Origin of the sequence: Leclercia sp. Marseille-Q4284 (genome assembly GCF_916618945.1) — a bacterium.
Lineage (GTDB): Bacteria > Pseudomonadota > Gammaproteobacteria > Enterobacterales > Enterobacteriaceae > Enterobacter > Enterobacter tamurae.
The window spans coordinates 1203571-1220633 of record NZ_CAKAKG010000002.1; the positions used below are offsets into that span (position 1 = coordinate 1203571).

General features: G+C 57.5%; 17 protein-coding genes. 13 read left to right on the forward strand and 4 right to left on the reverse strand.

Annotation, left to right across the window (positions count from 1 at the left end; all coding sequences use genetic code 11):
* Nucleotides 1-136 precede the first annotated feature (136 nt).
* A complete protein-coding gene (gene rpoH / locus LG383_RS20435; protein ID WP_225760040.1) occupies nucleotides 137-994 on the forward strand; it encodes an RNA polymerase sigma factor RpoH in 858 nt (285 codons plus the stop codon).
* 296 nt (nucleotides 995-1290) lie between these two features.
* Nucleotides 1291-2391 (forward strand): branched-chain amino acid ABC transporter substrate-binding protein, encoded by a 1101-nt coding sequence (locus LG383_RS20440; protein WP_106995255.1) that lies wholly within the window; start codon nucleotides 1291-1293, stop codon nucleotides 2389-2391.
* 176 nt (nucleotides 2392-2567) lie between these two features.
* On the opposite strand, the gene panM is transcribed toward LG383_RS20440, so the two are convergent.
* Nucleotides 2568-2951 (reverse strand): aspartate 1-decarboxylase autocleavage activator PanM, encoded by a 384-nt coding sequence (panM, locus tag LG383_RS20445; RefSeq protein WP_225760041.1) that lies wholly within the window; start codon nucleotides 2949-2951, stop codon nucleotides 2568-2570.
* Nucleotides 2952-3375: 424 nt separating this feature from the next.
* Between panM and livK the strand changes: the two genes are divergently transcribed.
* The 10 genes from livK to ugpQ all read left to right on the forward strand — a co-directional run bounded on the left by livK (nucleotide 3376) and on the right by ugpQ (nucleotide 13414).
* Nucleotides 3376-4485, forward strand: a complete 1110-nt coding sequence (gene livK / locus LG383_RS20450; protein WP_225760042.1) for a high-affinity branched-chain amino acid ABC transporter substrate-binding protein LivK — start codon at nucleotides 3376-3378, stop codon at nucleotides 4483-4485.
* A 50-nt stretch (nucleotides 4486-4535) separates the two neighbouring features.
* Entirely contained in the window at nucleotides 4536-5462 is a 927-nt protein-coding gene (gene livH, locus LG383_RS20455) for a high-affinity branched-chain amino acid ABC transporter permease LivH (protein ID WP_106995250.1), read from the forward strand.
* Nucleotides 5459-6736: a high-affinity branched-chain amino acid ABC transporter permease LivM gene (locus LG383_RS20460; RefSeq protein ID WP_106995249.1), complete on the forward strand. Its 1278-nt coding sequence runs from the start codon at nucleotides 5459-5461 to the stop codon at nucleotides 6734-6736. The genes livH and LG383_RS20460 overlap by 4 nt, the downstream gene beginning before the upstream one ends.
* Nucleotides 6733-7500, forward strand: coding sequence for a high-affinity branched-chain amino acid ABC transporter ATP-binding protein LivG (gene livG, locus LG383_RS20465; protein ID WP_106995248.1), 768 nt, complete (start codon nucleotides 6733-6735; stop codon nucleotides 7498-7500). The genes LG383_RS20460 and livG overlap by 4 nt, the downstream gene beginning before the upstream one ends.
* Nucleotide 7501: 1 nt before the next feature.
* Entirely contained in the window at nucleotides 7502-8215 is a 714-nt protein-coding gene (gene livF / locus LG383_RS20470; protein WP_156264803.1) for a high-affinity branched-chain amino acid ABC transporter ATP-binding protein LivF, read from the forward strand.
* A gap of 243 nt (nucleotides 8216-8458) precedes the next feature.
* Nucleotides 8459-9775 (forward strand): sn-glycerol-3-phosphate ABC transporter substrate-binding protein UgpB, encoded by a 1317-nt coding sequence (ugpB, locus tag LG383_RS20475; RefSeq protein WP_106995246.1) that lies wholly within the window; start codon nucleotides 8459-8461, stop codon nucleotides 9773-9775.
* A gap of 100 nt (nucleotides 9776-9875) precedes the next feature.
* Complete coding sequence (gene ugpA / locus LG383_RS20480; RefSeq protein WP_225760043.1) at nucleotides 9876-10763, forward strand: sn-glycerol-3-phosphate ABC transporter permease UgpA; 888 nt, start codon at nucleotides 9876-9878, stop codon at nucleotides 10761-10763.
* Nucleotides 10760-11605, forward strand: a complete 846-nt coding sequence (gene ugpE / locus LG383_RS20485; protein WP_225760044.1) for a sn-glycerol-3-phosphate ABC transporter permease UgpE — start codon at nucleotides 10760-10762, stop codon at nucleotides 11603-11605. The genes ugpA and ugpE overlap by 4 nt, the downstream gene beginning before the upstream one ends.
* 1 nt (nucleotide 11606) lies before the next feature.
* The gene (locus tag LG383_RS20490) at nucleotides 11607-12677 is read left to right on the forward strand and encodes a sn-glycerol-3-phosphate import ATP-binding protein UgpC (protein ID WP_225760045.1); all 1071 of its coding nucleotides are present in this window, start codon (nucleotides 11607-11609) and stop codon (nucleotides 12675-12677) included.
* On the forward strand, nucleotides 12674-13414 hold the full coding sequence (gene ugpQ, locus LG383_RS20495) for a glycerophosphodiester phosphodiesterase (RefSeq protein WP_225760046.1): 741 nt from the start codon (nucleotides 12674-12676) through the stop codon (nucleotides 13412-13414). Before LG383_RS20490 ends, ugpQ begins: the two co-directional genes overlap by 4 nt.
* Here ugpQ and LG383_RS20500 read toward each other — a convergent pair.
* Nucleotides 13411-13788: a DUF2756 family protein gene (locus LG383_RS20500; protein ID WP_106995241.1), complete on the reverse strand. Its 378-nt coding sequence runs from the start codon at nucleotides 13786-13788 to the stop codon at nucleotides 13411-13413. The two genes, ugpQ and LG383_RS20500, sit on opposite strands and share 4 nt — an antisense overlap.
* A gap of 122 nt (nucleotides 13789-13910) precedes the next feature.
* On the opposite strand from LG383_RS20500, the gene ggt reads away from it, so the two are divergent.
* A complete protein-coding gene (gene ggt, locus LG383_RS20505) occupies nucleotides 13911-15656 on the forward strand; it encodes a gamma-glutamyltransferase (RefSeq protein WP_225760047.1) in 1746 nt (581 codons plus the stop codon).
* A gap of 38 nt (nucleotides 15657-15694) precedes the next feature.
* Here the strand turns inward: ggt and yhhY are convergent, their stop codons facing one another.
* Nucleotides 15695-16183 carry an N-acetyltransferase gene (gene yhhY, locus LG383_RS20510; protein WP_225760048.1) on the reverse strand — a complete coding sequence of 163 codons (489 nt, stop codon included), beginning with the start codon at nucleotides 16181-16183 and terminating at the stop codon, nucleotides 15695-15697.
* Nucleotides 16184-16402: 219 nt separating this feature from the next.
* Nucleotides 16403-17053, reverse strand: a complete 651-nt coding sequence (locus LG383_RS20515) for a polymer-forming cytoskeletal protein (protein ID WP_225760049.1) — start codon at nucleotides 17051-17053, stop codon at nucleotides 16403-16405.
* Between the last annotated feature and the right edge of the window lie 10 nt (nucleotides 17054-17063).

A 17063-nucleotide genomic window follows, 5' to 3' on the forward strand; every position in this document is an offset into this window, starting at 1 on the left:
GTTTCACTCGGAACTTGTGGATAAAATCACTGTCTGATAAAAGAGTGAATGATATTCTCGTTGCTCATTAATTCTGGCATGTTCGTTGCCTGATGGGGACAAACCGCCGCCAGAAAGAATCGATTGAGAGGAATGAATGACCAAAGAAATGCAAACTTTAGCTTTAGCCCCTGTTGGTAACCTGGAGTCTTACATCCGGGCTGCGAACACCTGGCCGATGTTGACGGCCGAGGAAGAAAAGGAGCTCGCTGAAAAGCTGCATTACCAGGGCGATCTGGAAGCAGCTAAGACGCTGATCCTGTCACACCTGCGCTTTGTTGTTCACGTTGCTCGTAACTACGCGGGCTACGGCCTGCCGCAGGCGGATTTGATTCAGGAAGGCAACATCGGCCTGATGAAGGCGGTGCGTCGCTTCAACCCGGAAGTGGGTGTGCGTCTGGTCTCCTTCGCCGTGCACTGGATTAAAGCGGAAATCCACGAATACGTGCTGCGTAACTGGCGTATCGTGAAGGTCGCCACCACTAAAGCTCAGCGTAAACTGTTCTTTAACCTGCGTAAAACCAAGCAGCGTCTGGGCTGGTTTAACCAGGATGAAGTCGAGATGGTTGCCCGCGAGCTGGGCGTCTCCAGTAAAGACGTGCGCGAGATGGAATCCCGTATGGCCGCGCAGGACATGACCTTTGATATGTCCTCCGACGATGATGGGTCCGACAGCCAGCCGATGGCCCCGGTCCTGTATCTGCAGGATAAGTCGTCCAACTTTGCCGACGGCATTGAAGACGACAACTGGGAAGAGCAGGCTGCCAACAAGCTGACCTTCGCAATGGAAGGCCTGGACGAGCGTAGCCAGGATATTATCCGTGCCCGCTGGCTGGACGAAGACAACAAGTCCACCCTGCAGGAGCTGGCCGACCGCTACGGCGTCTCCGCTGAACGTGTGCGTCAGCTTGAGAAGAACGCCATGAAAAAACTTCGCGCCGCTATCGAAGCCTAATCCCCGCGAAGTACCCCGATAACCCTCGAATGCAAATTCGGGGGTTTTGTTTTTTTAGCGCCCGTCGGGCGTTTTCCCCCTGCCGGCAAACACTTACCCCTGTGTTGTGCGCTGACTCGTTAAAGCCTTCCTTACCTTATATACATTTTAAAATAGCTATTCCAAATAGATAAAAATGGGGTATGTTTTAGCAGAGTATGCTGAAAAGGCGCGCACGGCAGACGCATAATCGAAATAAAGCGCCATAAAACAACATCACAACAAACACAATAACCATCACAATGGGGATTCTCAGGATGAATATGAAGGGCAAAGCCTTACTGGCAGGATGTATCGCGCTGGCATTCAGCACCATGGCTCAGGCTGACATCAAAGTGGCCGTGGTTGGCGCCATGTCCGGTCCGGTAGCGCAGTACGGCGACCAGGAGTTTACCGGCGCAGAACAAGCGGTTGCCGACATTAATGCCAAGGGCGGTATCAAAGGCGAAAAGCTGCAGATCGTAAAATATGATGATGCCTGTGACCCGAAACAAGCGGTTGCGGTAGCCAACAAAGTGGTCAACGACGGCATCAAATACGTGATCGGCCACCTGTGCTCCTCTTCCACGCAGCCTGCGTCTGACATCTACGAAGACGAAGGTATTCTGATGATCACCCCTGCTGCCACCGCGCCGGAACTGACCGCCCGTGGCTACAAGATGGTAATGCGTACCACTGGCCTGGACTCTGACCAGGGTCCAACCGCGGCGAAATATATTGTCGATAAAGTGAAGCCGCAGCGTATCGCTATTGTCCATGACAAGCAGCAGTACGGTGAAGGCCTGGCGCGTTCCGTGCAGGACAACCTGAAAAAATCCAACGCCAACGTGGTGTTCTTCGACGGTATCACCGCCGGTGAGAAAGATTTCTCTACCATGGTGGCGCGTCTGAAGAAAGAGAACATCGATTTCGTCTACTACGGTGGTTACCACCCTGAGATGGGCCAGCTCCTGCGTCAGGCGCGTGCTGCCGGTCTGAAAACTCAGTTTATGGGCCCTGAAGGGGTGGCGAACGTGTCGCTGTCTAATATCGCCGGTGAGTCTGCTGAAGGGCTGCTGGTCACCAAACCGAAGAACTACGACCAGGTTCCAGCCAACAAACCGATCGTAGATGCGATCAAAGCCAAGAAACAGGATCCAAGCGGCGCATTCGTCTGGACCACCTACGCCGCACTGCAAACCCTGCAGGCGGGTCTGAATCAGTCTGCTGAACCAGCTGAGATTGCGACCTGGCTGAAAGCGAACTCCGTTGAGACCGTGATGGGGCCGCTGTCATGGGATGAGAAGGGCGATCTGAAAGGCTTCGAGTTCGGCGTATTCGACTGGCATGCTAACGGTACCGCGACCGACGCAAAATAATTTTCCCGTCGCCTTTCGCGCCGCAGGTGCGTTGGCTGCGTTATTCAACCCCGGTCACTTACTTATGTAAGCTCCCGGGGGTTTCATAACTTGCCGCCTTCCTGCAACACGAAATGCTTGGGAAAATGCTGCGGAGAATCCAGGCCGGGTAAGGCGAAGCCGCCACCCGGTTTTTTTTACTGCTTCTCCCAACCGTTACTTTGCGCCGTAAACCCCAGCGCCTGCATAAACGCCGCCATCACGCCCCGGTCTTCCACGCCGATATCCGCCATCCACCACGAGGCCACGCTCGGGTTATCGCGCATCACCTCTTCAATCAAATATTGCCCTACGCCGCGACGACGGGTGACCTCGCGCACGCGCAGGGAGTCCAGCGCCCCTTGCGTACCGCTCAGCGTTACCCGCACCGCGCCTAACAGCCGCTCGTTAAAGCGCGCCGCATAAATACGGTGTGTTTCATCAACGGTGAGTGAGGAGGGGGAATATTCCGGCCAGATCTTGTTGAGGTCGATATGATCCTGGTCGCTAAAGTTCTCCAGACGGTGGATGGTCAGTTTCATTAGCCGCGTGTCCAAATCAAAAAGAGTAGGGGCAGTGTACTCAATTTATTTAGCCAGACGCTTCCACTTTTTAAATCCATTCCCCAGGTGATTGCTTTTTTAGCAGGTAAAAGCGCAGCCAGAAAACGCAGGGATCGAAAAATAAGCAGAATATTAACCTAAATGGCAGTGATTTATTCCGCTTATTCGTCCGTTATTTTATGCTGCAAACTGCACTTTTATTTGTTTATCTCTGCCAGATTTCAGAATATTATCTTTGCTTAATAGCCTGAAATATAGAGATTTTAGTCTGGTTTTAGTCAAAAAACCTCGCTAAACCATTAAAGGCAATAGCAAAAGTTGCGTTGTTTAATAAAAGTACAGAATGCTTTTTAACCATAATAAAACAAAATATATACACCACGTCACGAATGGGGATTCACAGATGAAAAGGAACGCGAAAACTATCATCGCGGGGATGGTTGCACTGGCGATCACCCATACCGCTGCGGCGGAAGATATTAAAGTTGCTGTTGTAGGGGCGATGTCCGGCCCTGTTGCCCAGTGGGGCGATATGGAGTTCAACGGCGCGCGCCAGGCCATTAAAGACATCAACGCCAAAGGCGGCATTAAAGGCGACAAACTGGTCGGCGTGGAATATGACGATGCCTGTGACCCGAAACAAGCCGTCGCCGTCGCCAACAAAATTGTTAACGATGGCATTCAGTATGTGATTGGCCATCTCTGCTCCTCCTCCACCCAGCCTGCGTCTGACATCTACGAAGACGAAGGCATCCTGATGATTACGCCAGGCGCCACTAACCCGGAACTGACCCAGCGCGGCTACCAGTACATCATGCGTACTGCCGGGCTCGACTCCTCTCAGGGGCCGACCGCGGCGAAGTACATCATCGACAGCGTCAAGCCGCAGCGTATCGCTATCATTCACGATAAGCAGCAGTACGGCGAAGGGTTGGCCCGCTCGGTGCAGGATGGTCTGAAAAAAGGCGGCGCCAACGTGGTCTTCTTCGACGGCATCACCGCGGGCGAGAAAGACTTCTCCGCGCTGTTGGCCCGTCTGCAGAAAGAGAACATCGACTTCGTCTACTACGGCGGTTACTACCCGGAAATGGGTCAGATGCTGCGTCAGGCCCGCGCTGTCGGTCTGAAAACCCAGTTTATGGGGCCGGAGGGGGTGGGTAACGCCTCGCTGTCGAACATTGCCGGCGACGCGGGCGAAGGCATGCTGGTGACGATGCCAAAACGCTATGACCAGGATCCGGCCAACGCTGCTATCGTCGATGCCCTGAAAGCAGAGAAGAAAGATGCGAGTGGTCCGTACGTGTGGATCACCTATGCCGCCGTGCAATCTCTGGCGACCGCCATGGATCGTACCGGCAGCAAAGCACCGCAGGATCTGATTAAAGATTTAAAAGCACACGGGGCAAACACCGTGATTGGGCCGCTGAACTGGGATGAGAAAGGCGATCTGAAGGGATTTGAGTTTGGTGTCTTTAAGTGGCACGCCGACGGTTCATCCTCGGTCGCCAAATAATCATTATCCCACCGCCCGGCATGACCGGGCGGGAATAGAAAGGTTACCTTATGTCCGAGCAGTTTCTCTATTTCCTGCAGCAGATGTTTAACGGCGTCACGCTGGGAAGCACCTATGCACTGATCGCCATCGGCTACACGATGGTGTACGGCATTATCGGCATGATCAACTTCGCCCACGGCGAGGTGTACATGATCGGCAGTTATGTCTCCTTTATGATTATCGCCGCGCTGATGATGATGGGGATCGACAGCAGCTGGCTGCTGGTGGCCGCCGGGTTTGTCGGGGCGATTATCATTGCCAGCGCTTACGGCTGGAGTATCGAACGGGTAGCCTATCGCCCGGTGCGTAGCTCCAAGCGCCTGATCGCGCTGATCTCCGCCATCGGGATGTCCATCTTCCTGCAAAACTACGTCAGCCTGACCGAAGGGTCGCGCGATGTGGCGCTGCCAAGCCTCTTCAACGGCCAGTGGATTGTTGGCGCCAGCGAGAACTTCTCGGCGTCGATTACCACCATGCAGCTGGTGATCTGGATTGTGACCTTCCTCGCCATGCTGGCCCTGACCATTTTCATCCGTTACTCCCGCATGGGTCGCGCCTGCCGCGCCTGCGCGGAAGATCTGAAGATGGCGAGCCTGCTCGGCATTAACACCGACCGCGTGATCGCCCTGACCTTTGTGATTGGTGCGGCGATGGCGGCGGTTGCGGGCGTGCTGCTCGGTCAGTTCTACGGCGTAATCAACCCGTACATCGGCTTTATGGCCGGGATGAAAGCCTTTACCGCCGCGGTGCTGGGCGGGATCGGCAGTATTCCGGGTGCGATGATCGGCGGCCTGATTCTGGGCGTGGCCGAAGCCCTCTCCTCTGCCTACCTGAGTACCGAATATAAAGACGTGGTCTCCTTCGCGCTGCTGATTCTGGTGCTGCTGGTGATGCCGACCGGGATCCTGGGTCGTCCGGAGGTAGAGAAAGTATGAAACCGATGCATTTTGCAATGGCGCTGCTCTCTGCGGTCATGTTCTTCGTGCTGGCGGGCGTCTTTATGGGCGTTCAGCTGGAGCTGAGCGGCACCAAACTGGTGGTGGATGTCGCGTCTGATATCCGCTGGCAGTGGGTGTTTGTCGGTACGGCGGTGGTCTTCTTCTTCCAGCTGCTGCGTCCGATTTTCCAGAAGACACTGAAAAATGTCTCCGGGCCGAAGTTTGTGCTGCCGGCCATCGACGGCTCGACCATCAAACAGAAGCTGTTCCTCGTGGCGCTGCTGGTGGCGGCCGTAGCCTGGCCGTTCATGGTTTCACGCGGGACGGTGGATATCGCCACCCTGACCATGATTTATGTGATCCTCGGTCTCGGTCTGAACGTGGTGGTGGGCCTGTCCGGCCTGCTGGTGCTGGGCTACGGCGGTTTCTACGCCATCGGCGCTTACACCTTCGCCCTGCTGAACCACTATTACGGTCTCGGCTTCTGGACCTGTCTGCCGCTGGCGGGACTGGTCTCTGCCGCAGCGGGTTTCCTGCTTGGCTTCCCGGTGCTGCGCCTGCGCGGCGACTATCTGGCGATTGTGACCTTAGGCTTCGGCGAAATCGTCCGTATCCTGCTGCTCAACAATACCGAAGTGACCGGCGGTCCGAACGGTATCAGCCAGATCCCGAAACCGACCTTCTTTGGTCTGGAGTTCAGCCGTTCCGCCCGTGAAGGCGGCTGGGATACCTTCAGCAACTTCTTTGGTATCAAGTACGACCCGTCTGACCGCGTGATCTGGCTCTATCTGGTGGCGCTGCTGCTGGTGGTCCTCACCCTGTTCGTGATTAACCGTCTGCTGCGTATGCCGCTGGGCCGTGCGTGGGAAGCGCTGCGTGAAGATGAGATCGCCTGTCGCTCTCTGGGCCTGAACCCGACCCGCATCAAGCTGACCGCTTTTACCATCAGCGCCGCGTTTGCCGGTTTCGCCGGGACGCTGTTTGCCGCGCGACAGGGCTTTGTCAGCCCGGAATCCTTCACCTTTGCGGAATCCGCTTTCGTGCTGGCGATTGTGGTCCTCGGCGGGATGGGCTCGCAGTTCGCGGTGATTCTCGCGGCGATCCTGCTGGTGGTCTCCCGTGAGCTGATGCGTGACTTTAACGAATACAGCATGTTGATGCTGGGTGGTCTGATGGTACTGATGATGATCTGGCGTCCGCAGGGCTTGCTGCCGATGACCCGTCCACAGTTGAAGCTGAAACGCACTCAGGCGAAAGGAGAGCAGGCATGAGTCAGCCATTATTATCCGTTAACGGCCTGATGATGCGTTTTGGCGGCCTGCTGGCGGTCAACAACGTGTCGCTGGATCTGCATCAAAAAGAGATCGTCTCCCTGATCGGCCCGAACGGCGCGGGTAAAACCACGGTGTTCAACTGCCTGACCGGCTTCTATAAGCCGACGGGCGGCACCATCATGCTGGGTGACAAACATCTGGAAGGGCTGCCGGGCCAGCAGATTGCCCGCATGGGCGTGGTGCGTACCTTCCAGCACGTGCGTCTGTTCCGCGAGATGACGGTGATTGAGAACCTGCTGGTGGCGCAACATCAGCAGCTGAAAACCGGGCTCTTCGCCGGTCTGCTGAAAACCCCCGCGTTTCGCCGGGCGCAGGACGAAGCGCTGGATCGCGCCGCCACCTGGCTCGACCGTATCGGCCTGCTCCAGCACGCTAACCGTCAGGCCAGCAACCTGGCCTACGGCGACCAGCGTCGTCTGGAGATTATTCGCTGTATGGTGACCCAGCCGCAGATCCTGATGCTTGATGAACCGGCGGCAGGGCTGAACCCGAAAGAGACCAAAGAGCTGGACGAGCTGATTGTCGAGCTGCGTGACCATCACGACACCACCATCCTGCTGATTGAGCATGATATGAAGCTGGTGATGGGCATTTCTGACCGCATCTACGTGGTAAACCAGGGCACGCCGCTGGCGAACGGTACGCCGGAAGAGATTCGCAACAACCCGGACGTGATCCGCGCATACCTTGGTGAGGCATAAGATGGAAAAAGCGATGTTAACGTTCGACAAGGTCAATGCGCATTACGGCAAGATCCAGGCCCTGCACGACGTCAGCCTGCATATCAATCAGGGGGAGATTGTGACCCTGATCGGGGCCAACGGCGCGGGGAAAACCACCCTGCTCGGTACCCTGTGCGGCGACCCGCGCGCCACCAGCGGGCGTATCGTCTTTGATGGTAAAGACATTACCGACTGGCAGACGGCGAAAATCATGCGCGAAGCGGTGGCGATTGTCCCGGAAGGGCGTCGCGTCTTCTCGCGCATGACGGTGGAAGAGAACCTGGCGATGGGCGGCTTCTTTGCCGAGCGCGAGCAGTTCCAGACCCGCATCAAGCGCGTGTATGACCTGTTCCCGCGCCTGTTTGAGCGCCGCATTCAGCGGGCGGGCACCATGTCCGGTGGGGAGCAGCAGATGCTGGCGATTGGCCGCGCGCTGATGAGCCAGCCGCGTCTGCTGCTGCTCGACGAGCCTTCGCTCGGGCTGGCGCCAATTATCATCCAGCAGATTTTCGACACCATCGAACAGCTGCGTAGTGAAGGGATGACCATCTTCCTCGTGGAGCAGAACGCCAACCAGGCGCTGAAGCTCGCGGATCGCGGCTACGTGCTGGAGAACGGCCGCGTGGTGCTGGAAGATACCGGCGACGCGCTGCTGGCTAACGAAGCGGTGCGGAGTGCTTACCTGGGCGGATAATAAAAGCAAAAAGGCAACGTAAGTTGCCTTTTTTAATGTTTGCACCCTCTCCCTGTGGGAGAGGGCCGGGGTGAGGGCATCAGGCCGCACCCAATCCCTTTCACACAACCATCATCCCCCTGACGCCTTGCTGTCATATCTCTGTAAACAAACGGTTATTTTTCTGTAATTCGCGCATGTCATGTTACCTCGCGAGCAGAAAACGCGTGATATCGCGCATCCGGCACAATAAGAGAGATGACAATGACATCGTTACGACACACAGCTTTGGGTCTGGCAATGGGTCTGGTTTTTGCGGGCAACGCAATGGCCGTCACCACTATTCCGTTCTGGCATTCCATGGAAGGGGAGTTGGGTAAAGAAGTTGACTCCCTGGCGCAGCGTTTCAACGACACCCACCCGGATTACAAAATTGTGCCGGTGTACAAAGGTAACTACGAGCAAAGCCTGAGCGCCGGTATCGCCGCGTTCCGTACCGGCAACGCCCCGGCGCTGCTGCAGGTTTACGAAGTGGGCACCGCTACCATGATGGCCTCCAAAGCCATCAAGCCGGTGTACGAAGTGTTCAAGGACGCGGGCATCAACTTCGACGAATCCCAGTTTGTGCCGACCGTTTCCGGGTACTACACCGACTCCAAAACCGGGCACCTGCTTTCTCAGCCGTTTAACAGCTCCACCCCGGTGCTCTACTACAACAAAGACGCCTTCAAGAAAGCCGGCTTAGATCCTGAGCAGCCGCCAAAAACCTGGCAGGATCTGGCCGCGTACACCGCCAAACTGAAAGCGGCGGGCATGAAGTGCGGCTACGCCAGCGGCTGGCAGGGTTGGATCCAGATCGAGAACTTCAGCGCCTGGCACGGTCAGCCTGTTGCCACCGAGAACAACGGTTTCAACGGCACCAACGCGGTACTGGAATTCAACAAGCCGGAGCAGGTGAAGCACATCGCTCTACTTGCCGATCTGAACAAGAAGGGCGATTTCAGCTACTTCGGGCGTAAAGACGAATCCACCGAGAAGTTCTACAGCGGTGATTGCGCCATCACCACTGCTTCATCCGGCTCGCTGGCGGATATCCGTCACTACGCCAAATTCAACTACGGCGTGGGCATGATGCCGTACGACGCCGACTCGAAAGGCGCGCCGCAAAACGCCATCATCGGCGGGGCCAGCCTGTGGGTGATGCAGGGCAAAGACAACACCACCTACAAAGGCGTGGCGGAGTTCCTCGACTTCCTGGCGAAACCAGAAAACGCTGCCGAATGGCACCAGAAGACCGGCTACCTGCCGATCACCAAAGCCGCATATGACCTGACCCGCGAGCAGGGCTTCTATGACAAGAACCCGGGGGCAGATATCGCCACGCGTCAGATGCTGAACAAGCCACCTTTGCCGTACACCAAAGGCCTGCGTCTGGGCAATATGCCGCAGATCCGTACCGTGGTGGATGAAGAGCTGGAAAGCGTGTGGACCGGTAAGAAAACCCCACAGCAGGCGCTGGATTCTGCGGTAGAGCGTGGCAACCAACTGCTGCGCCGCTTCGAGCAGTCGACCAAATCGTAATGTGAAATGCCGTGTGGCGGCTTCGCCTTGCCCGGCCTACGCCAACCTGTAGGCCGGATAAGCGTAGCGCCATCCGGCGCTGTTCAGGAACTCAATCCCCATGTCATCTTCCCGTCCGGTGTTCCGTTCCCGTTGGCTGCCGTACCTGCTGGTCGCGCCGCAACTGGTCATCACCGTTATCTTCTTTATCTGGCCTGCGGGCGAAGCGCTGTGGTACTCGGTGCAGAGCGTCGATCCGTTCGGGCTCTCCAGCCAGTTCGTCGGCCTGGATAACTTTGCCGCCCTGTGGCACGACAGCTACTACCTCGACGCCTTCTGGACGACGATCAAATTCAGCACCCTGGTCACCGTCAGCGGCCTGCTCACCTCGCTGTTCTTCGCCGCGCTGGTGGATTACGTGGTGCGCGGCAGCCGTCTCTATCAGACCCTGATGCTGCTGCCCTATGCCGTGGCCCCTGCGGTCGCCGCCGTGCTGTGGATCTTCCTGTTTAACCCCGGCCGCGGGCTGATCACCCATTTCCTCGGTGAGTTTGGCTATGACTGGAACCATGCCCAGAACAGCGGCCAGGCGATGTTCCTGGTGGTGTTCGCTTCGGTGTGGAAGCAGATCAGCTACAACTTCCTGTTCTTCTTTGCCGCGCTGCAGTCCATTCCGCGTTCGCTGGTGGAAGCCGCGGCGATTGACGGTGCAGGCCCGGTCCGCCGCTTCTTTAAGCTTTCGCTACCGCTGATCGCCCCGGTGAGTTTCTTCCTGCTGGTGGTCAACCTGGTCTACGCCTTCTTCGACACCTTCCCGGTGATCGACGCCGCCACCGCCGGCGGCCCGGTACAGGCCACCACCACGCTGATCTACAAGATCTACCGCGAAGGCTTTGCCGGTCTGGATCTCTCGGCCTCTGCCGCCCAGTCGGTGGTGCTGATGTTCCTCGTCATCATCCTCACGGTGGTGCAGTTCCGCTATGTTGAAAGTAAGGTGCGCTACCAATGATTGAGAACCGTCGCGGGCTGACGATTTTCAGCCACACCATGCTGATCCTGGGCATTCTGGTGATCCTGTTCCCGCTGTACGTGGCTTTTGTCGCCGCCACGCTGGACCGCAACGCTATCTTTGAAACCCCGATGACGCTGATCCCGGGTGGTCATCTTTTCGAGAACATGGCGACCATCTGGACCCAGGGCGTGGGGGTGAACAGCGCGCCGTTCTGGCTGATGATGCTCAACAGCTTCATCATGGCGTTTGGCATCACCGTCGGCAAAATTACGGTGTCGATGCTCTCGGCCTTCGCCATCGTCTGGTTCCGCTTTCCGCTGCGCAACCTGTTCTTCTGGATGATCTTTATCACCCTGATGCTGCCGGTGGAGGTGCGTATTTTCCCGACGGTGGAGGTGATCGCCAGGCTCGGCATGCTCGACAGCTACGCGGGCTTAACCCTGCCGCTGATGGCCTCGGCCACCGCCACCTTCCTGTTCCGCCAGTTCTTTATGACCCTGCCGGACGAGCTGATTGAAGCCGCGCGCATTGACGGTGCCTCACCGATGCGCTTTTTCCGCGACATCGTGCTGCCGCTGTCCCGCACTAACCTCGCGGCGCTGTTCGTCATCACCTTTATCTACGGCTGGAACCAGTACCTGTGGCCGCTGCTGATCGTGCAGGACGTCAACCTCGGTACCGCCGTGGCGGGCATTAAAGGGATGATTTCAACCGGCGAAGGCACCACCCTCTGGAACCAGGTGATGGCGGCGATGCTGCTTACCCTTATCCCACCCGTAGTCATTGTTTTAGCCATGCAGCGTGCATTTGTCCGCGGCCTGGTCGATAGCGAGAAATAAAATGGCAGGTTTAAAACTTCAGGCAGTCACCAAAAGCTGGGATGGCAAAACCCAGGTCATTCAGCCGTTAACGCTCGACGTGGCGGACGGGGAATTTATCGTGATGGTCGGCCCGTCCGGCTGCGGCAAATCGACCCTGCTGCGGATGGTCGCCGGGCTCGAGCGCGTCACGTCGGGCGATATCTGGATTGACCGCCAGCGCGTCACCGAGATGGAACCGAAAGACAGAGGCATCGCGATGGTGTTCCAGAACTACGCCCTCTATCCGCACATGAGCGTGGAGGAGAACATGGCCTGGGGACTGAAAATTCGCGGGATGGGCAAAAGCCATATCGACGAGCGCGTCAAAGAGGCGGCGCGAATTCTGGAGCTGGACGGCCTGCTGAAGCGCCGGCCGCGTGAACTCTCCGGCGGCCAGCGTCAGCGCGTGGCGATGGGCCGCGCCATCGTGCGTGACCCGGCAGTGTTCCTGTTTGATGAACCGCTCTCCAACCTCGACGCCAAACTGCGCGTGCAGATGCGCCTCGAGCTACAGCACCTGCACCGTCGCCTGAAAACCACCTCCCTGTACGTGACTCACGATCAGGTCGAAGCCATGACCCTCGCCCAGCGGGTGATGGTGATGAACAAAGGCATTGCCGAGCAGATCGGCACCCCGGTGGAGGTGTATGAAAAGCCCGCCAGCCGCTTTGTGGCGAGCTTTATCGGCAGCCCGGCCATGAACCTGCTGGAGGGGCGCATTAGCGCTGCGGGTACTCATTTTGAGCTGGAGAGCGGCATGGCGCTGCCGATCAACTGGTTCTATCGCGGCTACGCCGGACGCAAAATGACGCTGGGTATCCGCCCGGAACATATTGCGCTAAGCTCCCAGTCGGAAGGCGGGGTGCCGCTGGTGATGGACACCCTCGAGATGCTGGGTGCCGATAACCTGGCGCACGGACGCTGGGGCGAGCAGAAGCTGGTGGTGCGCATGTCGCATCAGGAGCGCCCGCAAGCGGGCAGCACGCTGTGGCTGCATCTGCCGGAAAATCATCTGCACTTATTCGATGGTGAAACAGGACAACGCGTATGAGTAACTGGCCTTATCCCCGCATCGTCGCCCACCGGGGCGGCGGTAAACTGGCCCCCGAGAACACCCTGGCGGCGATTGACGTCGGGGCGCGCTACGGCCACACGATGATCGAGTTCGATGCCAAGCTCTCTCAGGACGGGGAGATCTTCCTCCTGCACGATGACAACCTCGAGCGCACCAGCAACGGCTGGGGCGTGGCAGGTCAACTGCCGTGGCGCGATCTGCTGAAGGTGGATGCCGGAAGCTGGTTTGGCAAGGAGTTTAAAGGCGAGCCGCTGCCGCTGCTGGCCGAAGTGGCCGATCGCTGTCGGAAGCTAAGGATGATGGCCAATATCGAAATCAAACCGACCACCGGCACCGGGCCGCTCACCGGTAAAGTCATCGCGCTGGCGGCACGCGAACTGTGGGAAGGGATGACCCCACCACTGCTGTCGTCGTTTGAGATTGACGCGCTGGAGGCGGCGCAGGCTGCAGTGCCCGAGCTGCCGCGGGGTTTACTGCTGGATGAGTGGCGTGAAGACTGGCGCGAGTTGACCAGCCGGCTGGGTTGCGTGTCGATTCACCTCAACCATCGTCTGCTGGATGAGGCGCGGGTGGAGGCGATTAAGGCCGCCGGCCTGCATATTCTGGTCTATACCGTTAACCAGCCCCAGCGGGCAGCGGAACTGCTGCGCTGGGGCGTGGACTGCATCTGTACCGATGCGATTGCCCTGATTGGTCCGGACTTCCAGCCCTAAGGGTTATTCAGCATTGAGCCGTTCTGCTGCTGCGGCAGCATATGTTGCTGCTGCACACCGCCCGACGACTCTACGCCGCTAAGCATCCCGCCGCTGGTGTTAGGCAGAACCTGCACGCCCGGCTGGCTCTGCTGAACCCGCAGGGTGTTGTTGTTCATCTGCGTTTGCAGATGCTGCTGCTGGACGCGAGTCTGCGTCTGCAGCTGCTGATTGAGCATCCCTGTCTGCTGCTGCTGCTGGATCATCATCTGATTTTGCATCCGCTGCTGGCTGGGGTTCTGGTACCCCGGCTGGTTTGGGTTGTTCAGGGTATTGATGGGTTGCGCGAGCACGGCAAACGGCAGTAACGCCGCAACAAGAATCAGTCGTTTCATTGTTACTCCCTCCTTCTGAGGCCTCCTCTAAGTTTACCTCCAATCCCGCACTACGATGATTTTTTAAGAGTTATGAACCAGGCTTAAGCGGGAGCATGAGTCCCTGTACCTGGAGAATAAGAATGATCAAACCAACGTTTTTACGCTGGGTAGCGATTGCTGCCCTGACGGCAGGCGGTACGTTTGGCGTGGCAGCCAATCCGCCTGCCGCACCCCCGGTATCCTATGGCGTGGAAGAAGATGTGTTCCATCCCGTGCGGGCGCAAAAGGGAATGGTCTCTTCGGTGGATGCCCTTGCCACTCAGGTGGGGGTGGATATCCTCAAGCAGGGCGGTAATGCGGTGGATGCGGCGGTGGCGGTGGGCTATGCGCTGGCGGTGACGCACCCGCAGGCGGGTAACCTCGGCGGCGGTGGCTTTATGATGCTGCGGACCAAAGATGGCGTGACCACGGCGATCGACTTCCGTGAAATGGCGCCGTCCCAGGCCACACGCGACATGTTCCTCGACGACCAGGGTAACGCCGACAGTAAAAAATCTCTCACCTCCCATCTGGCGACCGGCACGCCGGGTACGGTAGCGGGCTTCTCGCTGGCGCTGGATAAGTACGGCACCCTGCCGCTGAACAAAGTGGTGCAGCCAGCGATCAAGCTGGCGCGCGACGGCTTTGAGGTCAACGATGCCCTGGCTGACGATCTGAAAACCTACGGCAGCGAAGTGCTCCCCAACCATGAGAACAGCAAAGCGATCTTCTGGAAGGAGGGCGAGCCGCTGAAGAAGGGCGACAAGCTGGTGCAGACCAACCTCGCCAAAAGTCTGGAGATGATTGCCGAGAACGGCCCGGATGCCTTCTATAAAGGGGTGATTGCCGACCAGATTGCCGAAGAGATGAGTAAGAACGGCGGGTTGATCACCAAAGCCGATCTCGCGGAATACAAAGCGGTGGAGCGCACGCCGATTAGCGGGGACTATCGCGGGTATCAGGTCTACTCCATGCCACCGCCGTCTTCCGGCGGGATCCACATCGTGCAGATCCTCAATATCCTCGAAAACTTCGATCTGCATAAGTTTGGTTTCGGCAGCGCCGATACCATGCAGGTAATGGCCGAGGCGGAAAAATATGCCTACGCCGACCGCTCGGAGTATCTGGGCGACCCGGATTTCGTCAAGGTTCCGTGGCAGGCGCTGACCAATAAAGCCTATGCCAAAACCCTGGCCGATCAGATCGATATCAACAAAGCTAAACCCTCAAGCGAGATCCGCCCGGGCAAACTGGCCCCTTACGAGAGCAACCAGACCACCCACTTCTCGGTGGTGGATAAAGACGGTAACGCGGTGGCGGTCACCTACACGCTGAACACCGTGTTTGGTACCGGGATCGTGGCGGGCAACAGCGGCATTCTGCTTAACAACGAGATGGATGATTTCTCCGCTAAGCCGGGCGTGCCGAACGTCTACGGTCTGGTGGGCGGGGATGCCAACGCCGTCGGGCCGAAGAAGCGTCCGCTATCGTCGATGTCACCGACCATCGTGGTGAAGGACGGCAAAACCTGGCTGGTAACCGGCAGCCCTGGCGGGAGCCGCATTATCACCACCGTGCTGCAAATGGTGGTCAACAGCATCGACTACGGGATGAACGTGGCAGAGGCCACCAACGCGCCGCGCTTCCATCACCAGTGGCTGCCGGATGAGCTGCGGGTGGAGAAGGGCTTTAGCCCGGATACCCTGAAGCTGCTGGAGCAGCGCGGGCAAAAAGTGGTGGTGAAAGAGGCGATGGGCAGTACCCAGAGCATTATGGTGGGGCCGGATGGCGCGCTGTATGGCGCATCGGATCCGCGGTCGGTGGATGATTTGACGGCGGGATATTAAACCTTTTACCTCTCCCCTATGGGGAGAGGTATCCATGCTTACTTGATGCGCGCCATAAAGTGCGCATCCACAAACTCACCGTTACGCAGGGCGAACTTCTTCCCGGTGCCTTCCACCACAAAGCCGTACTTGCGATACAGGGCGATGGCAGAGGCGTTGTCGACAAACACCGTCAGCTCGATACGCTCGATGCGCAGCCAGTTGTCGCACAGGTTGATCATCTCCCGCATCAACGCGCTGCCCGCGCCGCGGCCCTGCACCTCGGCTGACACACCAATTCCGAACGTCGCCACATGACTGCGGCGTGGATTTTCCATCACGTCCAGCACCAGATGCCCGATAACCTGTCCGTCCAGGCAGGCAACCAGATGACGTCTGCCCGGCTTTTGCATCACGCGTTCTTTCCACATGTCCATCGCAGGATGAGGAAGTTGTAGAGTGTCGTGATAAACCCCTGGATGGGCATTCAGCAGGCGTAAAGCTTCGGCATCGGCGGCTTCAACGTGGCGTATCACTATCTCACTCATTCCTTCTTCCTCAGTTAGTTAGGTTCCCTTTCAACATCCATGAGTTTGAAATGTGAGTCAACAAGCATTTTTTGCAAAAAATCAGTAGACAAGTGCGAATGAGAATGATTATTATTGTCTTGCCTTCAGGAGAACCGACACGGGAACCTGAAAGCACGACATTGCTCACATTGCTTCCAGTATTATTTTAGCCAGCTTATCGCTGGCTTTTTTTTTGCCCTACAGCTTTTGCAGCGGCACGAGATCGAGCGGGTCTGGCGCGCTCTCTTTCATCAGGCCCACCACGTTGGTCTTTTCCGCGACGGCGGGTAACACCTCTGCCTGGCCGGAAAACAGCCCGCCTTTTTTCACCGCCAGGGTGCGGTAGGCAAGGGTTCCGGTGACCTGGCCGTTCTCGCAGATTTCAATCACATCGCTGCTGCACTGGCCGAGCACCTTGCCATCAACGATCAGCTCCCGGCAGGTGATATTTCCCTCCACCTGACCCCCACGCATGATTTTTATCAGGCTCTCTTTGGAGTCGATATTGCCGATAAGCGTCCCGTGAACGTAGACATGACCACCGGAAACGATATTGCCTTCAAAACGCACATCGCTGGCGATAACGGTGGTGCCGTGTTTCTCCGTAGCGGTGGGCTCTTTTTCAATGACGGGCACCGGGGGAAGGATGAGTTCTGGCTTGCCAGCCTCGGGGGTTTTGCTCTTTTTAAACATGGTCTTAACCTGATTGAGTAGAAGGGAGATGCCAAAGCTCAGCAAAGAGACTGCAGCGAACAGCCACGTCAGGAAGAGGGCGCCTGAGCACCAGGCGACCAGCGCGAGCAGCCAGAAGAGAAGGGCGCTATTTAACGCGAGATATTTTCTGTCCATAGAAAATGAG

What these genes read in the sequence shown, in the direction of transcription:
- yhhY (WP_225760048.1), bottom strand. Translation starts at nt 16,183, where the DNA reads ATGAGTGAGATAGTGATACGCCACGTTGAAGCCGCCGATGCCGAAGCT.
- livF (WP_156264803.1), top strand. Translation starts at nt 7,502, where the DNA reads ATGGAAAAAGCGATGTTAACGTTCGACAAGGTCAATGCGCATTACGGC.
- ugpB (WP_106995246.1), top strand. Translation starts at nt 8,459, where the DNA reads ATGACATCGTTACGACACACAGCTTTGGGTCTGGCAATGGGTCTGGTT.
- LG383_RS20460 (WP_106995249.1), top strand. Translation starts at nt 5,459, where the DNA reads ATGAAACCGATGCATTTTGCAATGGCGCTGCTCTCTGCGGTCATGTTC.
- ugpE (WP_225760044.1), top strand. Translation starts at nt 10,760, where the DNA reads ATGATTGAGAACCGTCGCGGGCTGACGATTTTCAGCCACACCATGCTG.
- panM (WP_225760041.1), bottom strand. Translation starts at nt 2,951, where the DNA reads ATGAAACTGACCATCCACCGTCTGGAGAACTTTAGCGACCAGGATCAT.
- livG (WP_106995248.1), top strand. Translation starts at nt 6,733, where the DNA reads ATGAGTCAGCCATTATTATCCGTTAACGGCCTGATGATGCGTTTTGGC.
- rpoH (WP_225760040.1), top strand. Translation starts at nt 137, where the DNA reads ATGACCAAAGAAATGCAAACTTTAGCTTTAGCCCCTGTTGGTAACCTG.
- livK (WP_225760042.1), top strand. Translation starts at nt 3,376, where the DNA reads ATGAAAAGGAACGCGAAAACTATCATCGCGGGGATGGTTGCACTGGCG.
- LG383_RS20490 (WP_225760045.1), top strand. Translation starts at nt 11,607, where the DNA reads ATGGCAGGTTTAAAACTTCAGGCAGTCACCAAAAGCTGGGATGGCAAA.
- LG383_RS20515 (WP_225760049.1), bottom strand. Translation starts at nt 17,053, where the DNA reads ATGGACAGAAAATATCTCGCGTTAAATAGCGCCCTTCTCTTCTGGCTG.
- ugpA (WP_225760043.1), top strand. Translation starts at nt 9,876, where the DNA reads ATGTCATCTTCCCGTCCGGTGTTCCGTTCCCGTTGGCTGCCGTACCTG.
- LG383_RS20440 (WP_106995255.1), top strand. Translation starts at nt 1,291, where the DNA reads ATGAATATGAAGGGCAAAGCCTTACTGGCAGGATGTATCGCGCTGGCA.
- ugpQ (WP_225760046.1), top strand. Translation starts at nt 12,674, where the DNA reads ATGAGTAACTGGCCTTATCCCCGCATCGTCGCCCACCGGGGCGGCGGT.
- ggt (WP_225760047.1), top strand. Translation starts at nt 13,911, where the DNA reads ATGATCAAACCAACGTTTTTACGCTGGGTAGCGATTGCTGCCCTGACG.
- livH (WP_106995250.1), top strand. Translation starts at nt 4,536, where the DNA reads ATGTCCGAGCAGTTTCTCTATTTCCTGCAGCAGATGTTTAACGGCGTC.
- LG383_RS20500 (WP_106995241.1), bottom strand. Translation starts at nt 13,788, where the DNA reads ATGAAACGACTGATTCTTGTTGCGGCGTTACTGCCGTTTGCCGTGCTC.